General features: G+C 44.6%; 19 protein-coding genes. 15 read left to right on the top strand and 4 right to left on the bottom strand.

Going from position 1 to position 22,380, the window contains the following annotated elements; translation table 11 throughout:
* Both J6I68_RS11005 and J6I68_RS11000 read left to right on the top strand, forming a co-directional pair.
* The coding region (locus J6I68_RS11005) for an MATE family efflux transporter (protein WP_292220316.1) at positions 1–970 on the top strand (970 nt) is incomplete at its 5' end.
* A gap of 94 nt (positions 971–1,064) precedes the next feature.
* Complete coding sequence (locus tag J6I68_RS11000) at positions 1,065–3,857, top strand: glycoside hydrolase family 3 protein (RefSeq protein ID WP_292220314.1); 2,793 nt, start codon at positions 1,065–1,067, stop codon at positions 3,855–3,857.
* Between the two features lie 126 nt (positions 3,858–3,983).
* Here J6I68_RS11000 and J6I68_RS10995 read toward each other — a convergent pair whose 3' ends face one another.
* The gene (locus J6I68_RS10995; RefSeq protein WP_292220312.1) at positions 3,984–5,405 is read right to left on the bottom strand and encodes an amidophosphoribosyltransferase; all 1,422 of its coding nucleotides are present in this window, start codon (positions 5,403–5,405) and stop codon (positions 3,984–3,986) included.
* 170 nt (positions 5,406–5,575) lie between these two features.
* Here J6I68_RS10995 and J6I68_RS10990 point away from each other — a divergent pair, with 170 nt between their 5' ends.
* The 5 genes from J6I68_RS10990 to J6I68_RS10970 are packed head-to-tail and all read left to right on the top strand — an operon-like array spanning position 5,576 to position 9,391.
* Positions 5,576–6,457: a radical SAM protein gene (locus J6I68_RS10990; protein ID WP_330622490.1), complete on the top strand. Its 882-nt coding sequence runs from the start codon at positions 5,576–5,578 to the stop codon at positions 6,455–6,457.
* Positions 6,444–7,163: a DNA alkylation repair protein gene (locus J6I68_RS10985; protein ID WP_292220308.1), complete on the top strand. Its 720-nt coding sequence runs from the start codon at positions 6,444–6,446 to the stop codon at positions 7,161–7,163. The genes J6I68_RS10990 and J6I68_RS10985 overlap by 14 nt, the downstream gene beginning before the upstream one ends.
* On the top strand, positions 7,160–7,471 hold the full coding sequence (rhaM, locus tag J6I68_RS10980) for an L-rhamnose mutarotase (protein WP_292204908.1): 312 nt from the start codon (positions 7,160–7,162) through the stop codon (positions 7,469–7,471). The genes J6I68_RS10985 and rhaM overlap by 4 nt, the downstream gene beginning before the upstream one ends.
* Positions 7,472–7,500: 29 nt before the next feature.
* Positions 7,501–9,195 (top strand): phospho-sugar mutase, encoded by a 1,695-nt coding sequence (locus J6I68_RS10975; RefSeq protein WP_292220306.1) that lies wholly within the window; start codon positions 7,501–7,503, stop codon positions 9,193–9,195.
* A 13-nt stretch (positions 9,196–9,208) separates the two neighbouring features.
* A complete protein-coding gene (locus J6I68_RS10970) occupies positions 9,209–9,391 on the top strand; it encodes a CooT family nickel-binding protein (protein WP_292204904.1) in 183 nt (60 codons plus the stop codon).
* Between the two features lie 133 nt (positions 9,392–9,524).
* On the opposite strand, the gene J6I68_RS10965 is transcribed toward J6I68_RS10970, so the two are convergent.
* The 3 genes from J6I68_RS10965 to J6I68_RS10955 are packed head-to-tail and all read right to left on the bottom strand — an operon-like array spanning position 9,525 to position 12,632.
* Entirely contained in the window at positions 9,525–9,728 is a 204-nt protein-coding gene (locus tag J6I68_RS10965) for a hypothetical protein (RefSeq protein WP_292220305.1), read from the bottom strand.
* 18 nt (positions 9,729–9,746) lie between these two features.
* Complete coding sequence (locus J6I68_RS10960) at positions 9,747–11,438, bottom strand: 2-hydroxyacyl-CoA dehydratase family protein (RefSeq protein WP_292220303.1); 1,692 nt, start codon at positions 11,436–11,438, stop codon at positions 9,747–9,749.
* A 6-nt stretch (positions 11,439–11,444) separates the two neighbouring features.
* Entirely contained in the window at positions 11,445–12,632 is a 1,188-nt protein-coding gene (locus J6I68_RS10955; protein WP_292220301.1) for a 2-hydroxyacyl-CoA dehydratase family protein, read from the bottom strand.
* Between the two features lie 196 nt (positions 12,633–12,828).
* Between J6I68_RS10955 and J6I68_RS10950 the strand changes: the two genes are divergently transcribed.
* The 8 genes from J6I68_RS10950 (at position 12,829) to J6I68_RS10915 (ending at position 22,238) form a co-directional block, all read left to right on the top strand.
* On the top strand, positions 12,829–13,590 hold the full coding sequence (locus tag J6I68_RS10950; RefSeq protein ID WP_292220300.1) for a nucleotide-binding protein: 762 nt from the start codon (positions 12,829–12,831) through the stop codon (positions 13,588–13,590).
* 21 nt (positions 13,591–13,611) lie between these two features.
* Positions 13,612–14,823 (top strand): 2-hydroxyacyl-CoA dehydratase family protein, encoded by a 1,212-nt coding sequence (locus tag J6I68_RS10945; protein ID WP_292220299.1) that lies wholly within the window; start codon positions 13,612–13,614, stop codon positions 14,821–14,823.
* Positions 14,820–16,595: a 2-hydroxyacyl-CoA dehydratase family protein gene (locus J6I68_RS10940; RefSeq protein WP_292220297.1), complete on the top strand. Its 1,776-nt coding sequence runs from the start codon at positions 14,820–14,822 to the stop codon at positions 16,593–16,595. The genes J6I68_RS10945 and J6I68_RS10940 overlap by 4 nt, the downstream gene beginning before the upstream one ends.
* Positions 16,596–16,642: 47 nt before the next feature.
* Positions 16,643–17,437 (top strand): acyl-CoA dehydratase activase, encoded by a 795-nt coding sequence (locus J6I68_RS10935; RefSeq protein WP_292220295.1) that lies wholly within the window; start codon positions 16,643–16,645, stop codon positions 17,435–17,437.
* 24 nt (positions 17,438–17,461) lie between these two features.
* Positions 17,462–17,629, top strand: coding sequence for a hypothetical protein (locus J6I68_RS10930; RefSeq protein WP_292220293.1), 168 nt, complete (start codon positions 17,462–17,464; stop codon positions 17,627–17,629).
* Between the two features lie 13 nt (positions 17,630–17,642).
* Positions 17,643–18,356 carry a hypothetical protein gene (locus J6I68_RS10925; protein WP_292220291.1) on the top strand — a complete coding sequence of 238 codons (714 nt, stop codon included), beginning with the start codon at positions 17,643–17,645 and terminating at the stop codon, positions 18,354–18,356.
* A 19-nt stretch (positions 18,357–18,375) separates the two neighbouring features.
* Entirely contained in the window at positions 18,376–20,439 is a 2,064-nt protein-coding gene (locus J6I68_RS10920; protein ID WP_292220290.1) for an oxidoreductase, read from the top strand.
* A 170-nt stretch (positions 20,440–20,609) separates the two neighbouring features.
* Positions 20,610–22,238, top strand: a complete 1,629-nt coding sequence (locus tag J6I68_RS10915; RefSeq protein ID WP_292220289.1) for an IS1182 family transposase — start codon at positions 20,610–20,612, stop codon at positions 22,236–22,238.
* The last annotated feature ends 142 nt before the right edge of the window (positions 22,239–22,380 follow it).

The raw sequence follows: 22,380 nt of genomic DNA, 5'->3' as shown, positions 1-22,380 counted from the left end.
GGTCTATGCTCTTCCTTATCTTAGGATCTACATGCTTGGAACGATCTTTTCCATGATCTCCACAGGAATGAATCCCTTTATAACAGCCCAGGGCTATGCAGTTATAGGAATGACCACAATTGTGGTGGGGGCAGCAGCCAACATCATCCTTGACCCCATCTTTATCTTTGTCTTTGGCCTTGGCCCGGAGGGGGCAGCTATTGCAACTGTGATCTCACAGGCCCTTTCTGCCATATATGTTCTGAGATTCTTTTTTGGAGACAGATGTACATATAACCTTAAGATCATGTCAGCTTCTGAGATAAAAAACTGTGGCAAGACAGCAAGAAGCATCATAGGTCTTGGAACAGCAGCCTTTATCATGCAGTTTACCAATGCAATGGTATCAGTGTCCTGCAACAGTGTCCTTTCAAACGTAGGTGGCGATCTGTATGTCTCTGTGATGACAATGGTAAACTCTGCCCGCCAGATGATGGAAACACCGATTCTTGCCATATCTGAGGGAACCTCTCCCATTATCAGCTACAACTATGGCGCAAGGCGTTTTGATAAAATCAAGCGCTCCATAGCCATCATGGTGGCCATGGAATTTGGCTATACCTTTATCGTATGGATGTTCATCCGGATGTTCCCTGCGGCAGTTATTGGCATTTTCAGCAATGACAAGACCATTCTTGCGGATGCCATCCCTGCATTTAACCTGTATTTTTCGACATTTATCTTCATGACCTTCCAGCACTCGGGACAGGTTGTATTTAAGTCATTAGGACGAAAGGGACACGCAATTTTCTTTTCACTGTTCCGAAAGGCATTTATTGTTGTGCCACTGACTTACATACTTCCTTATTTCTTCCATATGGGCACTGACGGAGTCTTTGCAGCTGAGCCCATCAGTAACGTTATTGGTGGTACAGCCTGCTTTGTGACTATGTTATTTACGGTCAGGAAAATGGCAAAAAATAAAAATTAATAAAAACACTTTTAGGGGTTTACTTAAAGGAAGTTTTATCAGTATACTATTAGCGCAACGAAAACGTTTAAGCTTTTAGATATTGGAGGATTTAATGGCTGGAAAAGTATTTGACGCCGATAAATTTGCAGAAGTTGCACGCCGCAGTGTTGCAGAGGGTGCAGTACTTCTTAAGAATGATGGAAATGTTCTTCCCCTTGCGGAAGGCACTAAGATAGCTCTTTTTGGAAGAAGCCAGTACAACTACTATAAGAGTGGTACTGGCTCAGGAGGTATGGTCAACACCAAGTACGTGATCGGTGTTAAGGAGGCTCTTTTAGAGGATAAGAGATTTACTCTAAATCAGGAGCTTGTTGATACCTACGACGCCTGGATTGGGGACCATCCATTTGATAAGGGCGAGGGCTGGGCTTCAGAGCCATGGTTCCAGGAAGAGATGGACATCACACCTGAGTTTGCAAAAAAGATCGCAGCAGGCTCAGATGTTGCCGTTGTCCTTATTGGAAGAACCGCAGGAGAGGACCAGGACAACAGCTCAAAGAGCGGAAGTTTTCTTTTGACAGATAAAGAGAATGCTATGCTTGAGGCTGTAACAGGCGCCTTTGAAAAGACAGTAGTTCTTTTAAATGTGGGCAATATCATAGATATGAAGTGGGTTTCACAATATAACCCATCTGCAGTAATGTACATCTGGCAGGGCGGTCAGGTAGGCGGATACGGCGCTGTTGACGTTTTATCAGGAGACGTTAATCCTTCCGGAAGGCTCACAGATACAATTGCAAAAGACATCAAGGACTACCCTTCAGATTCATCCTTTGGCAGCAAGGAGAGGAATATCCAGCAGGAAGACATCTACGTTGGATACCGCTACTTTGAGACCTTTGCAAAAGACAAGGTCCTCTACCCCTTTGGATTTGGACTTTCATACACTACTTTTGATATAGCTGTTAAGTCTTTTAAATGTGATGAGAACGGAGCTTCCATCGAAGTTACAGTCACCAACACAGGGGACAGAAAGGGCCAGCAGGTTGTTCAGGTTTACGCAGGTAAGCCACAGGGCGGACTTGGCAATCCAGCAAGAGAGCTTATTGCTTTTGACAAGACAAAAGAGCTTGAGCCAGGCCAGTTTGAGAGCTTTGTATTTGATATTTCAGCTTATGACCTTGCAAGCTTTGATGACAGCGGCGTGACAGGTCACAAGAACGCTTATGTACTTGAGAAGGGCAACTACTCCTTCTATGTTGGAAGCGATGTAAGAAGTGCAGTAAAGGCCGCTGATCAGGAAATTGATGAAACAGTAGTTGTTGAGCAGCTTACAGAGACTCTTGCCCCAACTATTGCCTATAAGAGAATGAAGGCCGTGGCTGCAGGCGATGGGTACGTTGTTGAATATGAGGATGTACCAGTTGCCACAGTTGATCCAGAGCAGGTGCGCATAGCTGAGCTTCCAAAAGAAATAGCTCAGACTGGCGATAAGGGATACAAGCTGACTGATGTATACCATGGCAAGGTATCCATGGATGACTTCATTGCACAGCTCTCTGATAAGGATCTTGCCTGCATCTGCAGAGGTGAGGGGATGAGCTCACCTAAGGTTACACCAGGATGCGGCGGAGCATTTGGCGGCGTGACAGATTCTCTTTTAGGCTACGGAATTCCTGTAGCATGCTGTTCAGATGGCCCTTCCGGGATCAGAATGGACTCAGGTAAGACAGCCTTTGCTATGCCAAATGGAACCTGCCTTACATCAACCTGGAATATGGACCTTCTTGAAGATCTGTATAAGTGGGAAGGTCTTGAACTTAGAAAGAACAAGATAGATGTCCTTTTGGGACCTGGAATGAACCTTCACAGACATCCCCTTAACGGCAGGAACTTTGAGTATTTCTCAGAGGATCCATTCCTTACAGGAAAGAGCGCAGCAGCACAGCTTAAGGGCATGCACCAGATCGGTGTTACAGGAACCATCAAGCACTTTGCCCTGAACACTCAGGAAACAGGAAGGCGTTTTGTTGAGCACGTTGCATCCCAGAGAGCTATCAGACAGATATACCTTAAGGGATATGAGATTGCAGTAAAAGAGGCTGGTGCTCACGCTGTAATGAGCTCCTATGGCGTAGTTAACGGATATTACACCTCATCAAGCTATGACCTGATCACCAGGATCCTCAGAAACGAATGGGGATTTGAAGGCATCATCATGACCGACTGGTGGGCTGAGGCTGGTAAGTTCGGACAGGGAAAAAGAACTGACACCGCATCTGTAGTAAGAGCACAGAATGATCTTTACATGGTATGCGGTGATTCTGAGAATAACTCAAACGGCGATAACTCTGACGAGGCTCTGGCTGCAGGAGATGTAACAAGAGCAGAATTCCAGAGATGCGCAGCAAACATCTGCAGGTTCGTCATGAACAAGCCTGTATTTGCAAGATATATTGGAGAGGGCAATGAACTGGATCTCAAACTTGAAGAGGATGCAGATGAGGAAGAGCTTCTCTTTGATAAGATGATCGACTGCAGAGTTGGCGATGACGGCGTTGGAAAGGTTGATGTAAGCAGTATAGTAACCGCTAGAAATACCACCAACATGGTATCTGTGGCCTTCAAGAAGTGGGGCTATTACAAGCTTACAATGACAGTAAGAGCCAACACCAAGAGTGATCTTGCCCAGATTCCTCTTACCATCACCAAGGACAAAGAGGTTGTAGGAATGATTACTCTTGCAGGCCATGAGAAAGAGTGGAAGACTATCGAAATGGATATCAGTCCCAGCTTTTCAACCTTCTACTTGAAGCTCTATTTTGCTCAGGACGGAATGGAGATAAAAGACATGACCATCACCCTTGAAAAAGCTCTGGATGTATGGCTCGATGATATGGACTAAGTATTAGTTTTAGTGAAATAATTTGCTTATTTGACATAATAAAAAAACCTACCTGCCGAGGTCAAGCGATGAGCCTTAAGGCAGGAGGGTTTTTTGTTATGTTGTAAATAATGAAAATTATTCTGGTTACTCTTTTCCGCTCCAGCAGTATGTGCAGAGCTTGCATGGCTCTATAGGAATAGCTTCAACCATGTCATCAAGTCTGTGGTAGTGCAGGGATGTGAAATTAAGTTCTTTTCTGATCTCCTCAAGCATTGCTGCGTACTGAGGTGAATCAGGATCTGTGTATTTTCTTACGGTCTCCTCATTAGGTGAAGGATAACCTTCGAGCTTCTCAATTACTCTTCTTGTGATGAGCTCCATCTCAGTATTGGACCTTGAGAAGTTAAGGTACTTACAGCCGTAGATAAGAGGTGGGCATGCAGGTCTTATATGAACTTCGCTGGCGCCGCTCTTATAAAGGAATTCTGTGGTTTCACGCAGCTGAGTTCCCCTTACGATCGAATCATCAATAAGAAGAAGGCTCCTGTTCTTGATGAGCTGGTTAACAGGGATCAGCTTCATCTTGGCGATAAGGTCACGCCTTGACTGGATAGTAGGCATAAATGACCTTGGCCATGTGGGAGTATATTTTACAAATGGTCTTGAATAAGGGATTCCTGAAGTGTTGGAATATCCGATGGCGTGGGCTACTCCTGAATCAGGTACTCCTGCAACAAGGTCAGGATGTAAGCCTCTTTGCATATCGCGCTCTGCAAGCTTGGCGCCGCAGCCGTACCTCATTGTCTCTACGCTGAGTCCCTCGTAGGTTGATGCAGGGAATCCATAGTAGATCCACAGGAAAGTACAGATCCTCATGTCGTCAAAGGCAGGAGCAACGATCTCAACTGACTCGGGAGTAATATACGCGATCTCTCCAGGGCCAAGTTCCTTGTATGGGTCATATCCAAGATTTAAATAGGAAAAACTTTCAAAGCAGACACAGTAACCTTCGTCCTTGTGACCAATTTCCACAGGTGTTCTTCCGTAGCGGTCTCGTGCAGCGTAGATACCCTCTGTTGTCATCAGAAGCAAGGACATTGAGCCCTTGATGATCTCCTGGGCATATCTGATACCCTCTACAATGGTTACCTTTTGATTGATGATAGAAGCTACAAGCTCAGTAGGATTGATGTCGCCGCCGCTCATCTCAAGGAAGTGTGAGCGATTATCGGCAAAGAGCTTGTTTGTGATCTCGTCGATGTTGTTGATCTTGCCAACTGTTGTTATGGCATAAGTTCCGTGATGGGAGCGAACAATAAGCGGCTGTGGCTCAAAGTCTGAAATACAGCCAATTCCTAAATGCCCCTCCATTTTCATCATATCGTCTTCGAATTTCGGTCTGAAATAAGAGCGCTCAATGTTGTGGATAGAGCGATCGAACCCTTTTTTCTTGTCGTACACAGCCATTCCTGCGCGACGGGTTCCTAAATGTGAGTGATAGTCGGTTCCGTAGAACAGGTCAAAAACCGCACTTTCACGAGATGCAACGCCAAAAAATCCTCCCATGGAATCCTCCTGTTGGTACCTTATGATAAACGATTACGGAAACAATAATAACACAGTCATCTCTAAATGTGTGTGACTAATTTCTTAATATTTTTGAACAGATTCATTAATGTTATCATAGCATTATGACAGAGTATAAAAGTTGCACGCTGTGCCCAAGAAACTGCAAAGTGGACAGAACTGCCGGGATAGGCTACTGCAAAGTGCCAGATACTTTAAAGGTTGCCCGGGCAGCTCTTCATATGTGGGAGGAACCCTGCATCTCCGGGAAAAGAGGTTCAGGCACCATCTTCTTTTCTGGTTGTAACATGGGCTGTGTTTTTTGCCAGAACAAAAAGATAAGCCGCGGTGAAACCGGACTTTTCATAGATAAAGAGCGCCTTATAGAGATCTTTTTTGAACTTAAGGAAAAAGGCGCAAACAACATAAACCTGGTGACTGGGGATATGTTCATTCCCACAATAAGAGAGGCTATCAAAGAAGCCAAAAATAGGGGCTTTGACCTTCCATTTCTCTTAAACACATCTTCGTATCTTAACCTCGATACGGTAAAGAGCCTTGAGGGCCTTATTGATATTTACCTTCCGGACTTTAAGTATATAAGAGATGAGGATGCGGTCAGATACAGTAATGCCCGAGGATATGTCAATGCTGCAAAAGAGGCTATTGATGAGATGGTCCGCCAGTGCCCGGAAAATCTCTTTTTCCCTGAAAAGGACGGAGATACTATCATGAAAAAAGGTGTGGTAGTAAGGCACCTTCTGATGCCGGGAATGCTGATCCAGGCCAAGCTCATAGTAAAGTACCTGTATGAGCATTACGGCGATGGAATTTATCTTAGTCTCATGAACCAGTACACTCCAAATGGGGAGCTTTCTGGCTACCCTGAGATTGATAGGAAGGTCAGCAAAAGAGATTACGACAGCCTTATAACATATGCACAGACACTGGGGATCACCAAAGCTTTTGTCCAGGTTGGGGAAACTGCAGATGAGAGTTTCATCCCGGAATTTGACTGCGAGGGGGTCATAAACAACAATGGCAAATTATGATACAATTAAGATTCAGGAAGAGCTGTTTACAAGGCAGGACATTAAGTACAGGGATTTTCAGGCAGGACTTATTCCTGGCAAGACTTCGGAGGTTATGATAGGAGTCAGAACGCCGCAGCTGAGAGCTCTGGCAAAAGAAATATCAAAGGCCGGAGACTATGAAGAGTTTCTAAGAGATCTTCCTCACAAATACTTTGATGAGGACCAGCTCCACGCCTTTATCATCTCCGGTATCAAGGACTATGACAGGGCAATGGAGGAACTTGAAGCATTTCTTCCATATGTGGACAACTGGGCAACCTGCGATCAGATGTCGCCCAAGGTGTTTAAGAAGCATAAGATGGAGCTTCTTAAACATATAGAGGAATGGATAAAGTCAGATAAGACCTACACCATCCGTTTTGGCATAGGAATGCTCATGGAGCACTTCCTTGATGAAGACTATGACATTAAGTACCCCAAGATGGTGGCGGCTCTTCGCTCAGATGAGTACTATGTCAACATGATGATCGCCTGGTACTTCGCAACAGCGCTGGCTAAGCAGTATGACAGCATACTTCCGTTTATAGAAGGTAAAAAGCTGGATGTGTGGACCCACAACAAGGCCATTCAGAAAGCGGTAGAGAGCTATCGGATAACTCCGGAGCAAAAAGAGTATTTAAAGACATTAAAGATCAAGGCAAAAAAGGGGGATAACAGGAAATGATCAAGACATTCAAGATGAAACTCTACGAAGGACAGGAAAAGGAGTATGAGAGGCGCCACAATGAGCTGTGGCCAGAGATGATCGACATGATCCACGAGCATGGCGGCAAGAACTACACCATCTGCCTGGATAAAGAGACTCTTACACTTTTTGGATACATTGAGATTGAGGACGAGGAGCTCTGGAACAAGGGCGCAGACACAGCCATAAACAGAAAATGGTGGGACTTTATGGCAGACATTATGGAGACCAATCCTGACAACAGCCCTGTTGCTGTTGATCTGCCAGTTCTTTTCCACCTGGATTAATTTTTTTAGATACAAATGGAGGACAATTTATGGATTATCAGGCAAGATACGAGGAGTGGCTTAGTAAGCTTTCAGATTCTGACCCATTAAAGGCAGAACTTGTTGCCATCGCATCAGATGAAAAGGATAAAGAGGAGAGATTCTATCAGGATCTGTCCTTTGGTACAGCAGGCCTTCGCGGTAAGGTTGGCGCTGGAACAAACCGCATGAACTTTTTTACAGTTGGTAAGGCTTCCCAGGGCGTTGCGGACTATATCGTTTCAAAGGGTCAGGAAGCCATGGACAAAGGCGTTGTTATCGCCCATGATCCAAGACATTTTTCAAGGGAGTTTTCAGAGCTGGCAGCAGGTATCTTTGCGGCTAATGGCATCAAGGTTTACACCTTCCCAAGCCTTCGCCCAACGCCTGAGCTTGCATTCATGATAAGGAGACTGGGCACTGTATCAGGTATCAATATCACAGCATCCCATAACCCTAAGGATTATAACGGTTACAAGGCATATTGGGACGATGGATGCCAGGTTTCAGCTGAGGTTGCTGATGGCATGACCAAGTGTATCAACGCTGTAGATATCTGGACAGGAATAAAGAAATCAGACTATAACGAGGGTGTTAAGGCTGGTAAGATAATTGTCCTTGGACAGGAATATGACAGGGAATATCTTGATAAGATCGAGAGTCTTGCAATCCATGAGGGAGATGAGCTTGATCTTTCTATTCCGCTTGTTTACACACCTCTTAATGGATGCGGATCAATTCCATTTAGACAGATGCTCAACGACAGGGGCTTCACTAACTGGAAGATCGTTCCTGAACAGGAAAATCCAGACCCTGACTTTACTACTGTAGGATACCCTAATCCTGAGGATCCAAAAGCCTTTGCTCTTTCAGAGAAGTACGGAAGAGAGTTTGGCGCTGAGCTTCTTATGGCTACAGACCCTGACTCAGACAGATTTGCCATTGAGATCAGAGATGACAATGGAAACTATGTTCCACTTAACGGTAACCAGACTGGATACCTTCTTGTTAACTATGTCCTTGAGGGACACAAGAGTGCTGGCACACTTCCAGCTAAGGGAGCTATGGTCAAGTCCATTGTTACATCAACTCTTTCAACCATAATCGCCAAGGCTTACGGCGTTGAGATGTTTGAGACCCTTACAGGATTTAAGAATATCTGTGGTAAGATTCCTTACCTTCATGAGAACGGCTATCAGTATCTCTTTGGATATGAGGAGTCAGTAGGCTACGCTATCTGCGAAGACATAAGAGACAAGGACGGAATCTCAGCAGGAATGATGGTTGCTGAGGCAGCAGCTTACTACAGAAAGCAGGGCAAGACCCTTTGGGATGTACTTAATGAGATTTATGCAAAGTACGGATTCTTTGCTGAGGATGAGCCAAACCTTGTGCTTGAAGGAATTGCAGGACAGCAGCGTATTTCACGCATGATGAAGTTCTTTAGGGATAACATTCCTACAGAGGTTGCAGGCGCAAAGGTTGATAAGGTCATTGACTACATCAACGGCTACGAGGACATTCCACCTCAGAACGCTATCAGACTTTTCCTTGATAACGGCTCATGGTTTGCAGTAAGACCAAGTGGAACAGAGCCAAAGATCAAGTTCTACTTCTACTCAAACAGAAGCTCCAGAGAAGAAGCGCTTAAAGTCAACGCTGATATCAAGAAAGAGATCTTAGATCTCCTTAGTTCAGTTGAGTAAGGAGGGATTGTATATGTGCCTTTCTACAGCTTTTCGGGATTCTAATCCTGATGAAGTGCTGATGGAGTATGTAAGCAGCATCAACATTGATGGTGAGAACATCACCCTGACAGATCTTATGGGTGAGAAAAAGACCTTTAAGGGAAGCCTTAAGTTTGCGGACCTTACTGGGGCAGTGATAAGGATCGATTGCTAATAAAAGATAGGGAACAAGCCACGGTGACGGTTCTTTTTAAGACAAGGGGACGGTTCTCTTGTCTCCCTCCAAGGGAGACAGAGAGAACCGTCCCCTCTGTCTTGAAAAGAACCGTCTATTTCTATGGCACTATTTATTCCACGTTATCTTTCATCGTATATGGTGTCTTGAGAGTGTCATCACGTTTCATGTTGTCGAATCTCTTTACCATAAGTGGCTCCCAGATATAGTAAAGGAACTTTCCGTCAAGGTCCCAGTAGAATACTGCGAACAGTACTGCGTAGATGACAACAATGGTCCTGACCAGTTTGAAAAAGAATTTTCCGATAGCCTTCATACTTATTATCCCCCTTCCTTACCAGCTCATTGAGTCGTCGAAATCCAGAAGTGTAGGATCAAGTGGCTCTTCTCTCATTACTGTGGTCATGTAGTCATTGATAATATCACGGATCTCAGCTCTTGAAACTGTTCTCTTATCAGGAAGAGCATGAGGAATCCAGATTGCGTGGATGTTTCTCTTTCTGAACTCATCCTCGAAAACTCCGTGGATGCCCTGCATTCCTTTGCACTGGAGCTGATCATACATGATGACCATATCGCAGTGGAATCTCTCCATGTAATCAAACAGGGAAAGAATGTGTTCGTGTCCGCCTACTGCCATTGCACGCATAGGTGCCTTTTCATTGAACCAGGAAAGATCTTCAAGGGCATGCTCGTAAGTATCTGTTCTAAGATACTGATCAAACATAAGTGAATCCATGTTGATGATGGTGTTGATACCCCAGCAGTTGTAAGCCCAGGTGCACCAGTGTGAGTAATAAAGAGGTGCGCAGCTCCATGCGATTGCACGGTGTCTTGTCTTTGGGAAGCAGTTGATCTTGTTCTTTACAGTTCTGTCCATGATAGCTTTTACATGGGCATCCATCTCATGCCAGATTGGTCTGTCGCCATCCTGAGAGTAGTAAATTCTGTAAAGAGCCTGAGCAACACCTGTAATTGGATAGTAAGGAGTGTTTGCTGCAACATCCCATTTTTCCCATTCAAATTCAGTGAGCTTGTTGAAGCTCTGAGCATGCTTAACATACTGATCCCAGTCCATCTTGATGCCAAACTGTTCTTCAATAAACTTCCAGGCACCTTCGATCTCTTTCTGGCAATGTTCCTGAACAAGAGGATCATCATATCTCATTGGCTGAGGCATTGCGTAAAGTGGACGGTTAAGGAACCAGTCCTGAAGAACGGAAGTTGCAACTGATCCGTCGCAGGCCTCATTGGATGTAAGCATAACCGGGCTGTAATCCGGATAATCATCCTGAACAAAAAGACCGTATTCTGCCTGACACATAGGGCATGGATCTGCGGGAAGTCCAATGGACTGAGCTGCGTCAATATAATTTAAAACTGTGTGGTTGTTTACGTGTACTGAAACGAAATAAGGGATCATTTCAAGGGCAACATCATCAAGCTGATCTCTCCAGCCGTAGAAGATGTTTCCGCTTAAGGTCTCGTTGTGGGCGATGGTCTTTTTCCAAAGCTCGTTCTCTTCCCCGCCGTGGAGCTTTTTATCAGCCTCGAACATCCTCATGAACTGTCTGATGGTCTCGCTTACCATTCCGCGGTAGTGCCATGCTGATGCCTTGAGGGCATCACCTCTTACACCTTCAAGACCTCTGTCAAACCAGTGCATAACTGTAAGATATGTCTGGCCCATCCAGCGGTATCTCATTGTTCCCTTTGCGAACTCAACGACACCCTTTGGGCCGTCGCCATACTTCATGATATCAGTTACCATGTGTGCATAGTTGTAGAGCCAGATCATGTTAAAGTAGTACATGGTATCCTTGACACCACGCCACTCACGGTGCTTGTAAAGACCGGTGTTTCCTACATACAGATCACCGAGCCTTCTCTCTTCGTGAGGCTTGCCATACCAAAAATCCTTTACGGCTTTCTTGGCGTCAAAGGGCTTATTTTTTTCCTCGGGACTCTTTTCTACTACAAAGAGTTCGCGGTATTTAGCTTTTACGTCTTTAAAACTGATTTTCATGATCCGTCAGGCCTCCTTCTGAATATTCTTGAGCTCTATGCTCTCAACAAAGGCCTGGAATCTTGTACGAAGCTGTCCGACCGCATTGTTGACATATTCTTTTTCGATGGAGCACACAGGATATCCGTAGTCTCTTGGAAGGATAAGGGTATCGATGGTCCTCTCATAGCTCCAGTATTCACAGAATTTCATCTGGGAGATTATGATACCGTCAGCCTTATATTCTTTTGCAATGTCAGCAAGGTACTGTTTCCTCTTACGCATGGTGTGCTGTTCCATGAAACGAGGGCACTCGCTGGTATCAAGGTAGTGACGTGCAATGGCGCGAAGCGGTGTCTCGCCGTCCTTAACAACGATCTCCTCCCGGCCAGGAAGAGAGCCGTAGCAGTGCCTGTCAGCCACAACAAGGGCGCCGCACTCCTCTATGAGCTTGATGAAATCAGGATCATCTTCCTCAGAGCCGGCAAGAACCACCTTGCAGCGATAGGTCTTTTTGGCATCAGGCTTTCTGGTCTTAAGCTGCTCTGCAATATCCCCCAGCATATCGATGATAAGGTACTTGGGGCAGACCAGAGTGGCCAGCTGTATTACAGAGAACTCCCATCCGGTAATGGTGGGTTCATCAAGTTTTCTGTAGCTGCCAATCTCAGTGATCAGGCGACAGATCTCGTTATGTTCCTCGATGGCCTTTAAAAGAGCTTCATCAGAAGTATCAATTCCGAAGTGCTCGGAGAGCTTGTCTAAAACGTGATGCTTAAGCTGCTGCTCATAGTGATCGATTGAGTTTTCATTCTTTTTAAATGGAACATCTGTGAATTCGCAGAAGAAATCAGGATTTTTGATGATATCCATCAGCTGCAGATGCTCCTGGAATCTACATGTGACGGTACATGTCTCTGTTGCCATCTGGGCGTCAAGAAAGTTAAAGCCTCCCTCTAAAGCGCGCTCTAAGAGGCATCTGCCATACATGCAGGTGCGGTTTGACATGTAGTATGTAGCCATATCCGGTGAACCACTGCGAGGTGCACGAAGACGCACGGAAAAACAACCGGGAAGGTCAAGAAGTACTTCTGGCATGAAATAACATGTGTAGCCAAGAGCTCTTTTGCCATCCTCCTTGCCTTGCCTGACAAGCTTGTTGTTTGCTTCCTGCAGTAGATCTTCGAGCTCAAAAATGTGCACAAGATCTTTCATTTTTTAGAAATCCCCCTCAAAAATATTTGTTTTATTGATTGTGCAAAATTTATATTTGCCAAAAAAATAACGAAAATATCCACTGATATAATATCATATTTGCCAATTTAATAAAATAATTCTAAACAATTATTGTGGAAAATAGTCATTTTTATTATAATTAGACATAGGCAAATTTTTCTTTTTAGGGGGAGTTATGGCGGACCATACGACAGTCATTGCACTGGCAGGAAAGGGTGGCGTTGGTAAGACGTCTCTTTCTGCTGCTATTGTAAGACTTCTATCTAAAAAAAGGCCTGACGCCAAGATCCTGGCTATTGATGCGGATCCGGCGGTAGGTCTTTCTGTTGCTCTGGGGGTGCAGCCTTCTGAAACTCTTGACCAGATAAGGAAGAGAGTGGCAGAGGACGTTACAGGGAAACTCAAGGATACCCAGGACATTCTTGCAGAGGCCAAGTTCAGACTATATGATGCGCTTGATGAGCAAAAAGGCTTTGCTTTTCTTGCCATCGGAAGACCTGAATCTGCTGGCTGCTACTGTGCGATCAATACCTATCTTAAAAAAGTAATAGAGATGCTTGTGGACGATTTTGACTATGTAGTCATCGACGGAGAGGCAGGAATAGAGCAGATCAACAGACGTGTTCTTGAAAAAGTAACGCACCTTATCTGCGTTTCTGACCAAAGCCGTAAAGGCCTTTCCATCATTGAGACCATCAGGAACGTGGCTGATGAGCTGGTGATGTACGATGACATCGGACTTATCGTCAACAGGGCACCACTTCCAGAGAAGATCACTGAAAAAGAAATTGGCGGAGTCAGGGTGATATCTGTTATCCCTCAAGATGATGCCATGACAGAGAATGACATCGAGGGAAAAAGCATTTTTGAATTGCCGGACGATACGGGAATATTAAAGGGCGCAGAGGAAGCTCTTTTGAATTTAAAAATAATATAAAGGCATAGAAAGGAGGTAACCGTGCAGGATTTAAAACATCTTATCACATTTGAAAATCTTTTGGATGATGCTGCTAATGACCTGGTGAAGGAAGCGCAGAAGGAAGGTCAGTATGCCATCGGATACACCTGCTATCACATGCCAGAAGTTCTTTTAAATGTTGACAATTGCTTTTCGACCCGCATGAGAGCACCAAGAACAGGTTCTATCGACATATCAACTTACTATATGTCCAACTACACCTGTGAATTTGCCAGATCTTTATTGGAGAGAGGGATCGAGGGAGGCTACGAATATCTTGACGGTATCGCCGGCGTCGATGCCTGCTCTGCCATGAACAGGTGCTATGAGCATTTGGAGATCCTGGACTGCAACAAGAAACCACACTTCTTTGTAACTCATACAGATGTGCCTTACAAAGTTGAAAACTACAACGTAGATCAGGTAGCAACGCAGATGCGTCTAAGGCTCCTTGATGTGATGCATGAAAAACTTGGAACAGACGTATCCGACGAAGCTATCAGGAAGGCAGTAAAAGAGCATAACGAACTCTGCAGAGTGATCACAGAGATAGGAAACATGCGTAAGCTTGAGAATCCGCCTGTAACAGGCTATGAGTTCCATGTTATCTGCCTTGTGAGCTACGTATGTCCTACAGCCAAGATCCTTCCTCTTCTTAAGGAAACCCTTGAGGAGATCAAAAACAGAAAACCAGATCCTAAGCCATGGTTCAGAGCAAGAGTACTTGTAGTTGGATCAGAGGTTGACGACCTTGATTTTACAAGGCTCTTAGAGGAATCTGGAGCAATGGTTGTTGCTGACAGATACTGCTATGGTTCATTCCCTGGAAGAGAAGAGATAATTCTTAATGACGAGGAAGATGTAGTCAAGCAGATCGCAAGGCACTACATGAAGACCAGCGAGTGTCCAAGATACATGGCTGACTACAAGATTCAGCAGAGGCGTGATACAGCAGACAGACTTGCAAAAGAGTTTGGCGCAGACGGTATCATTTACGAGCAGGTTAAGTACTGCGACTTCTGGGCATTTGAAAGACCTCTTGCCAGCCACATCCTCACAGAGGAATATGGATGGCCAACACTTTCAATTGACAGATCCTACAACGTACACAATTCAGGTCAGCTCCGTACCCGTTTCCAGGCTTTTGTTGAGGCACTTGAGATCAAGCGCATCAAGAGCCAGAACAAGGAGAAACAGGAGGTGCCAGTATGAGATATATAGATCCCAAGAATTTCAGATTAAAAGATGAAATAAACTGGAAAGCTCAGGCTGAAAACATGAAGGAGATTGGCGGCATTGTGGCTGACCTCATAAAAGAGACTGACTGGAAGGACGTAGCAAGGTCCATGGGAAAAGATGCAAAAGGCCTAAAAAAGCGTCTTACCCACGAAGCAGATCTTTTAAAGAACATGTCTCCGGAAGAGTTTAAGGACTTCCTTTTAAACGGAGAAAAACAGCTTGGTAAGCTCTATGCCAAGGGCAAGATGGCCACAGTAAGACGTGAGTGGAGAGGTGTCAAGGACACTGGCGTTGACTTCTACGAGTGGGCAAGAATGTGGGGAATGCTTCTTGCAACCTTCTCAAAAGACCTGGTTCCTGCCATGATGGGAGCAGTTCACTACAGATGGATGATCTCATACTTCTGTTGCCACTCATTTATGGATAAGAACACTCTTGGTCTTCGCGGAAGAGCCCTTAAGATGCATCACGAGCTTATCTATGCGATATTCAGATATGTTGCAGAGAACCTGGTACTTCTTATGAAGGCTGATGAGAAAGTAGGAAACAGCACAGCTCTTTCCAAGAAGATAGTTCTTTTCGACGAGATGACCATGTCACAGATCATGGCTGGATTCCCTGATCTTATTGGTATTCCTTATCAGCTGATGCCAGTATTTCTTTTGTCAGAGATCGATCAGCTGGCATGTATGCCATACATTGACGCCATTGAGTCCTATGGACTTCCATCAGACACCTGCCCTGTTCCATCATCAGAGTGTGGCGCAGTAGTTGTGGATGCACTTCCTCACATGGGTGCCTGCTTCATTTCGAGCTCAATGCCCTGCGACGGATCAGTTATGGCATCATCCTACACAAACAGAAGGTTCAAGGACCTTCCTACATATCACCTTGCTTTCCCTGTAAGATACGAGGATGAGTCCATCATGGATGCAGCAGTAAAAGACATCCAGGGATGCATCAGGTTTATCGAGGAAAACACAGGAGCAAAGTGGAGCTGGGATGCTTACTTTGCAGCAATGAAGAGATTTAACGAAGAGACAAAATATGAGCTCCAGAAATGGGAGATTAACCAGACTCCTCATCCACAGCTCATCGGACCATGCTACGAGCTCTTCAGGAAATGGAACTACGAGATGGACGGCGGACTTGATCCAAGGATCATCTCCACCTTCAAGAAAGTCGACAAGCTCATGATGAAGGCTTACGAGCACAAAGACGAAGCTTGGCGCGGCAAGATGAAGTACAGAGCAATCGTTTGGTCCATACCTGCTCACTACTATGCAAACTTCTCCAACTGGATGGCTAACTGCTGGGGTGTAGATATCCTGGTAGAGATGGAGTCACTGAACTTCACCAAGCCTCTTGAAACAGAGGACAGAGATGAGGCTTTAAAGGACCTTGCAAGACTCTACGAGAGAATGGTAATGAGAAGGCACACCAACGGCGGTTATGACCACGTTGTAACAGAGCTCTGGAGACAGTGCGAAGCATGGAATGTGGATTTCGTTCTTATGTATCAGCACGTTTCATGTAAGAATATGGCAACTGTTCAGGGACTTTTTGAAGATCAGGCAAGAGAGCGCGGGATCAAGCTCCTTTGGTGCAGCCACGATCTGATGGATCCAAGAACGGTATCCAGAAAAGACATGAGAGCTTCAGTAAATGAGTTCATGAGAACAGTAATGAAAGCAGAACCGGTTGACCCGTCACTTCTTGATTTCGAAGATGACACAACATGGTGATCATACCAATATAATAATGTAATTTTTTTAAGGAGGACTTTTTAGTTATGAAATACTTTGGAGGATGTGACGTAGGATCAACCTACACAAAGGCCGTGATCGTTGATGAGACAGGTAAGATGGTAGCAGGTACTACCATCAAGAGTAAGATCATTGCTCAGGAATCAGCTGAGCTTGCTATGAAGGAAGTTTGCAGCCAGGTTGATGGACTTAATAGTTCCAAGGACCTTGAGTACCTTATTGGTACTGGTTATGGACGTAACAAGGTTCCTTTTGCAGATGAGAATATCTCAGAGATTTCATGCCACGCAATGGGCGTGCATGTAACAAACCCTTCTGTTAAGGCTATCATCGATATTGGTGGTCAGGACGTTAAGGGTATCTCCATCGACACAGATGGTACAGTTAAGAATTTCGCCATGAACGACAAGTGCGCTGCTGGTACAGGAAGATTCTTCGAGGCTATGGCAAGATCTTTTGAAATGACTCTTGAGCAGTTCTCAAATCTGTCACTTTCAGCCAAGAATGTTATTCCTATCACAGCTCAGTGTACTGTTTTCGCAGAGTCTGAGGTTATCACCCTTGTTGGTGAAGGAAAGCCTATGGACGAGATCGCAGCTGGTATCGAGATGGCTGTTGCAAAGAGATGCTTTGTAATGTCCAAGAAGGCTGGCGCTACAGATTCCATCACACTTACAGGTGGATGTGCTAAGAACGCAGGACTTAAGGCTGCCATCGAGCAGGTTCTTAAGCTCAAGGTTGTTGAACTTTCAATCGACCCTCAGCTTATGGGAGCTCTTGGTGCTGCTGAGTATGCAAGACAGAAAGGGCTGGCTAGATAACCCTTACAAGAAAGGACTTTTAGGATGAAAAGAGCTGTTAAGATCATTCTCAAAATAATAAAAATCCTTACTATCGTTACAGGCGTATTGTTTGTGATATATTTCTGGAACCTTGATCAGAAGCTCATGGCATGGGCCTACACACAGGTCAACAGAATATTTGACCGCAAGAAGGCCGATATTAAGTTCTAAGGGGAGTACAGCCATGAAGTTATATGACAATATGATCGATGTGACAATGGACGTTTTGTCACATTCTGAGGGCAAAAGAGTAGCAGCTGCCTCTGCTAGTGCCTGGAAGTGTCTGGATAATTCTGAGTTCATCATGCAGAGAGATGCGGGACTTGAACTTGGCTCTGCGCCAGAGCCATCGGTAAATTATACCTGCGTCACCACATCTTTAAAGGTGACTGAAGATGAGATCCTTATATATGGCAAGGACATCCCGGAGATTTCCGGGGGCTGCGGCTTCGCCAGAGTCGTGATCCTTGAAACTGAGGACCTTGGAGAAGAGACAGATGAAGAGAAGGCCTTTCAGGCTATCAGAAATCTTGAGTTTGTAAGATACCATGTTTTCCCGGAAGGCTACATGGTAAGGGTATCTTCCCAGAGCAATCAGGAGCAGGTACGTATAAGCAGAGATGCCCTCAAAAAGGGAATTGATTTTGCCAGGGTTGGAGCCACCTATATCAGTAAATATAAGGCTGTTACAGGGGTTAAGAATGTCAGGATCATCTTTATTACTGACTCTAAGCTGGTAAAAGAAATACTTCCAAACGCGGACAAGATAGATGCCATAACAAAAACACTAACTCACATCCTTGATGGCATGCCGACAGACTGCGGACACTGCAGTATGAAGTCTGTCTGCGATGAAGTAGAAGGTATGAAGGAACTACATTTAGGCAAGAAAAAATAATGTGAAAGGACGAGGCTACATGAAGCAGGAATATGAAGCTTTATTCACCCCATGGAAGATTGGGAATCTGGAAATAAAGAACCGTATAGTGCTGGCCCCTATGGGAGGAACATGTATTTTTGGCTGGATGGAACCAGGGGGAAGCCATTTCGACAAAGAGGCTGCAAGACTTCTTTTAAAGATCGCAAAACATGACTGCGGACTTATCATTCCGGGTATTGCTCCTGTTAAGGACATGCTGGGAGGTAAGTGGCTGTATCAGAATAAAAAGAAATTTGCAGAGCTTAAAGACTTTATGGATGAGATCCATGCAACTGGCGCAAAGATGTTTGTGCAGATGACAGCAGGCTTTGGAAGAAGCTTTGCTCTTACTGCACCTCTTGCGATGCTTGCAAAGAACAAGGCTCTTAACACTCTGGCTAAGCCATACATCGACGCAGAGTATCTGACAGCTGCTCCTTCAGTTCTTCCTAACCGCTGGGCTGACGATGTAACAACAAGAGCAATCACTGAAAAAGAAATAAAGGACATTATCTTCGCCTTTGGAGAGACTGCAAGACTCTGCAAAGAGGCTGGCGTTGACGGCGTTGAGGTCCATGCAGTACATGAGGGATATCTTCTTGATCAGTTCACCTTAAAGTATACCAACAAGAGAACTGATGACTACGGCGGATCCTTCGAGAATCGCTACCGCTTTGCAGTAGAGATCGTAAAAGAGATAAAAGAGAAATGCGGAGATGACTTCCCTGTTTCTCTCAGGTATTCAGTAAGATCCATGACCAAGGCTTTCCAGTATGGCGCTATGCCAGGAGAGGACTTCGAAGAGATCGGAAGAGATATGGAAGAGTCTGAGCGCGCAGCCAAGTACCTTCAGGATGCTGGCTACGACATGCTCAACTGCGACAATGGTACCTATGATGCCTGGTACTGGGCACATCCACCACAGTATATGCCTCAGAACTGTAACCTTGAGGATGTTGAACACATCAAGAAGTTTGTGGACATCCCTGTTGTCTGCGCTGGTAAGATGGAGCCCGATGTGGGTGCCAAGGCCGTTAAGGAAGGTGGCATCGATGCCATGGCTGTCGGCAGACAGTTCCTTGCAGATCCTAAGTGGGTATCTAAGTTAAAGAAAGGCAAGGAAGAGGAGATCCGTCCTTGCATCTGTTGTCACTCAGCATGCTTTAACCTTACCAAACACAACGGAACAGCTAACGATCAGGACCTTACAGAGTCAGCAGGAATGTGCAAATGTGCAGTTAACCCTCGCAGCATGCAGAGCAAGAAGTACAGGGTTAAACCTACTGATGATCCTAAGAGAGTTGCCATCATCGGCGGTGGTATCGGCGGAATGGAAGCAGCAAGGATCCTTGCTCTTAGAGGACATGAGCCTGAGATCTATGAAAAGACAAGCGAGCTTGGCGGTGTGTTCATCGCAGCAGCAGCTCCTGAATTTAAGGAGAAAGATAAGCAGCTCATCGCATGGCAGAAGCATCAGCTTAAAAAGCTTGGCGTAAAGATACACTACAACTATGAGGTTAAGACAGATTCTCTTCCATCAGCAGATGAGTACATCATCGCAACTGGTGCAGAGGCTAACAGGATTCCAATTCCTGGAGCAGCAGAATATGCCATGGATGCAACAGATTACCTTCTTGGCAACAAACAGGTTGGCAAAGATGTAGTTATCATTGGCGGTGGACTTACAGGATGCGAGATTGCTCTTGACCTGTTCAGAAAGGGCAAGAATCCTCAGATCGTAGAGATGAAGGATGACCTTATCGCAGTTAAGAATATGTGTCTTGCAAATACCAGTTACCTTCGTGACTGCTTTAGGACCAACAAGGTTCCTGTTTACTTAAATGCAGGTGTAGCAGAGATCACAGAGAAATCTGTCAAGGTAAACCTTAAGGATGGCAGGACAGTGGAGCTTCCTGCAGACAGCGTTATCATGTCAGTAGGATACCATCCAATCCCACTTCTTCAGGCAGCCAAGAACGTACATCTGCTTGGAGACTGCAAGAAAGTTGGAAATGTCCGCTCAGCTATTTGGGGAGCCTGGGACATTGCAATGAAGATCTGATGAAACAAAAGGCTGCAGGAAAATTTCCTGCAGCTTTTTTTCGGGGGGGATAAGACATGGGGCTGTCGCACTAAGAAATTAGTGCGAGGCCCCTTTTTGTATGCGAAAATACTGTGTTTAGCACAAAAATCGGGCTTCGAAAAGCCCGATTTTTGCTGTAAAATATGTTTATGCGACTAAACAAAATCTTACAAGGAGATTATACTGTATCTTCCTTGTATCATCAAATCAAACTTCCGCTCGACATAGAAATATCTATTCCATCTGATGATCCGGTACGCCTGGTAAGTGCATTTGTGGAGGAAATGAATCTTTCTGATCTTTATGAGACTTATGACAGAATCAGAAAGAATCAGGCCTCACCGCGTCAGATGCTTAAGATTGTGATCTATGCTGCAATGAACAGAATCTATTCAAGTCGTGATATTGAGTCTGCCTGCAAGAGAGACATTAATTTCATGTACCTTCTAGACGGAGCACCTGCTCCTGATCATTCCACCATAGCAAGATTTATATCAATTCATCTCTCGCAATGCGCTAAGCAGATCATGGCGCAGGTCGGAACCATACTGCTCGAACTTGGTGAGATTTCAGGTGAGAATATCTTTATCGACGGAACCAAGATAGAGTCAGTTGCCAACAAATACACCTTTGTATGGAAGAAAGCTGTATCCAGGAACATGATAAAGCTGACTGAAAAGATATGTATTTTCTGCGCTGAATGTGAAGAGCTCTATGGGATAAAAGTAGTCTATAAAGATCAGATATCATTACGCACCATTAAGCGTTTAAGGAAAAAACTGTATAAACTCAAAGATGATGAAGGCATCCAGTTCGTACATGGTATTGGAAAAAGAAAGACTCCACTCCAGCGTTCAATAGAAACCCTTGAAGAATACATAGAAAAACTCAAAGAGTACAACCACAAGCTTTATGTATGCGGAACCAGAAACAGTTATTCAAAGACTGATACAGATGCAACATTCATGAGGATGAAAGAAGATGCCATGCTCAACGGTCAGCTTAAACCAGCATATAACCTGCAGCATGGAGTGGACTCAGAGTATGTCACATGGCTGGATGTATTCCCAGCTCCAACAGATACCATTACACTGATTCCGTTCCTTAAAGACATGGAGGTTCATCTTACATTCAAGTATAAGAATATCGTTGCTGATGCAGGCTATGAAAGCGAAGAGAATTATATTTTTATCGAATCCAATGAACAGACTGCATACATCAAGCCTCAGAACTATGAGCTTTCAAAAACAAGGAAGTTCAGAAATGACATAAGCAGACGTGAAAACATGGACTATAATTCCGAATCAGACAGCTACATATGTAGAAATGGCAAACAGCTCACTGCAGTATCCAAGAGAACCCAAAAAACAGCAACGGGATATCAGCGGGAAGTAACTATATATGAGTGCGAAAGCTGCAACAACTGTCCATACAAGAAAGACTGTATTAAGGGCAATAACTGCAGGACCGCGTTTGAAGATAGAAACAAGAAGCTTTCCGTTTCAAGAAAAATGGAAGAAAAACGAGCAGAATGTCTTGAACGGATAACCAGCGATTACGGAACTCAACTGAGAATGAACCGTAGTATTCAAGCGGAAGGATCCTTCGCAAATGTAAAAGAAGACATGAACTTCAGAAGATATCTGTATCGCGGAAAAGAAAATGTTCTTGCGCAGAGCATACTTCTTGCAATCGGCTATGACATAAATAAGCTGCATCACAAGATTGCTTCTGAGCGAACCGGAACGCATCTGTTTGAACTGAAAAAAGCCTCGTAATTTTTGACACTTCAAAACGAAAAAAGCAACAATGCGCCGATTATCACATCGGCCTGTTAAAGTACTCAATTTTTAACAATAACGATAAAAACCATTTCCCATATCCACAATTTATGGTAAGAAAAAGGGGCCTCGCCCAGAT

The sequence above is a fragment of the Butyrivibrio sp. genome, assembly GCF_017940685.1.
Classification (GTDB): Bacteria; Bacillota; Clostridia; order Lachnospirales; family Lachnospiraceae; genus Butyrivibrio.
The sequence above is the reverse complement of the archived record's forward strand: the minus strand, read 5'-3'. Positions and strand labels throughout refer to the sequence as shown.

Excerpts from the sequence above, each read along its gene's own strand:
- J6I68_RS11000 (WP_292220314.1), top strand. The coding sequence starts at position 1,065 with ATGGCTGGAAAAGTATTTGACGCCGATAAATTTGCAGAAGTTGCACGC.
- J6I68_RS10995 (WP_292220312.1), bottom strand. The coding sequence starts at position 5,405 with ATGGGAGGATTTTTTGGCGTTGCATCTCGTGAAAGTGCGGTTTTTGAC.
- J6I68_RS10985 (WP_292220308.1), top strand. The coding sequence starts at position 6,444 with ATGGCAAATTATGATACAATTAAGATTCAGGAAGAGCTGTTTACAAGG.
- rhaM (WP_292204908.1), top strand. The coding sequence starts at position 7,160 with ATGATCAAGACATTCAAGATGAAACTCTACGAAGGACAGGAAAAGGAG.
- J6I68_RS10975 (WP_292220306.1), top strand. The coding sequence starts at position 7,501 with ATGGATTATCAGGCAAGATACGAGGAGTGGCTTAGTAAGCTTTCAGAT.
- J6I68_RS10970 (WP_292204904.1), top strand. The coding sequence starts at position 9,209 with ATGTGCCTTTCTACAGCTTTTCGGGATTCTAATCCTGATGAAGTGCTG.
- J6I68_RS10965 (WP_292220305.1), bottom strand. The coding sequence starts at position 9,728 with ATGAAGGCTATCGGAAAATTCTTTTTCAAACTGGTCAGGACCATTGTT.
- J6I68_RS10960 (WP_292220303.1), bottom strand. The coding sequence starts at position 11,438 with ATGAAAATCAGTTTTAAAGACGTAAAAGCTAAATACCGCGAACTCTTT.
- J6I68_RS10955 (WP_292220301.1), bottom strand. The coding sequence starts at position 12,632 with ATGAAAGATCTTGTGCACATTTTTGAGCTCGAAGATCTACTGCAGGAA.
- J6I68_RS10950 (WP_292220300.1), top strand. The coding sequence starts at position 12,829 with ATGGCGGACCATACGACAGTCATTGCACTGGCAGGAAAGGGTGGCGTT.
- J6I68_RS10940 (WP_292220297.1), top strand. The coding sequence starts at position 14,820 with ATGAGATATATAGATCCCAAGAATTTCAGATTAAAAGATGAAATAAAC.
- J6I68_RS10935 (WP_292220295.1), top strand. The coding sequence starts at position 16,643 with ATGAAATACTTTGGAGGATGTGACGTAGGATCAACCTACACAAAGGCC.
- J6I68_RS10930 (WP_292220293.1), top strand. The coding sequence starts at position 17,462 with ATGAAAAGAGCTGTTAAGATCATTCTCAAAATAATAAAAATCCTTACT.
- J6I68_RS10925 (WP_292220291.1), top strand. The coding sequence starts at position 17,643 with ATGAAGTTATATGACAATATGATCGATGTGACAATGGACGTTTTGTCA.
- J6I68_RS10920 (WP_292220290.1), top strand. The coding sequence starts at position 18,376 with ATGAAGCAGGAATATGAAGCTTTATTCACCCCATGGAAGATTGGGAAT.
- J6I68_RS10915 (WP_292220289.1), top strand. The coding sequence starts at position 20,610 with ATGCGACTAAACAAAATCTTACAAGGAGATTATACTGTATCTTCCTTG.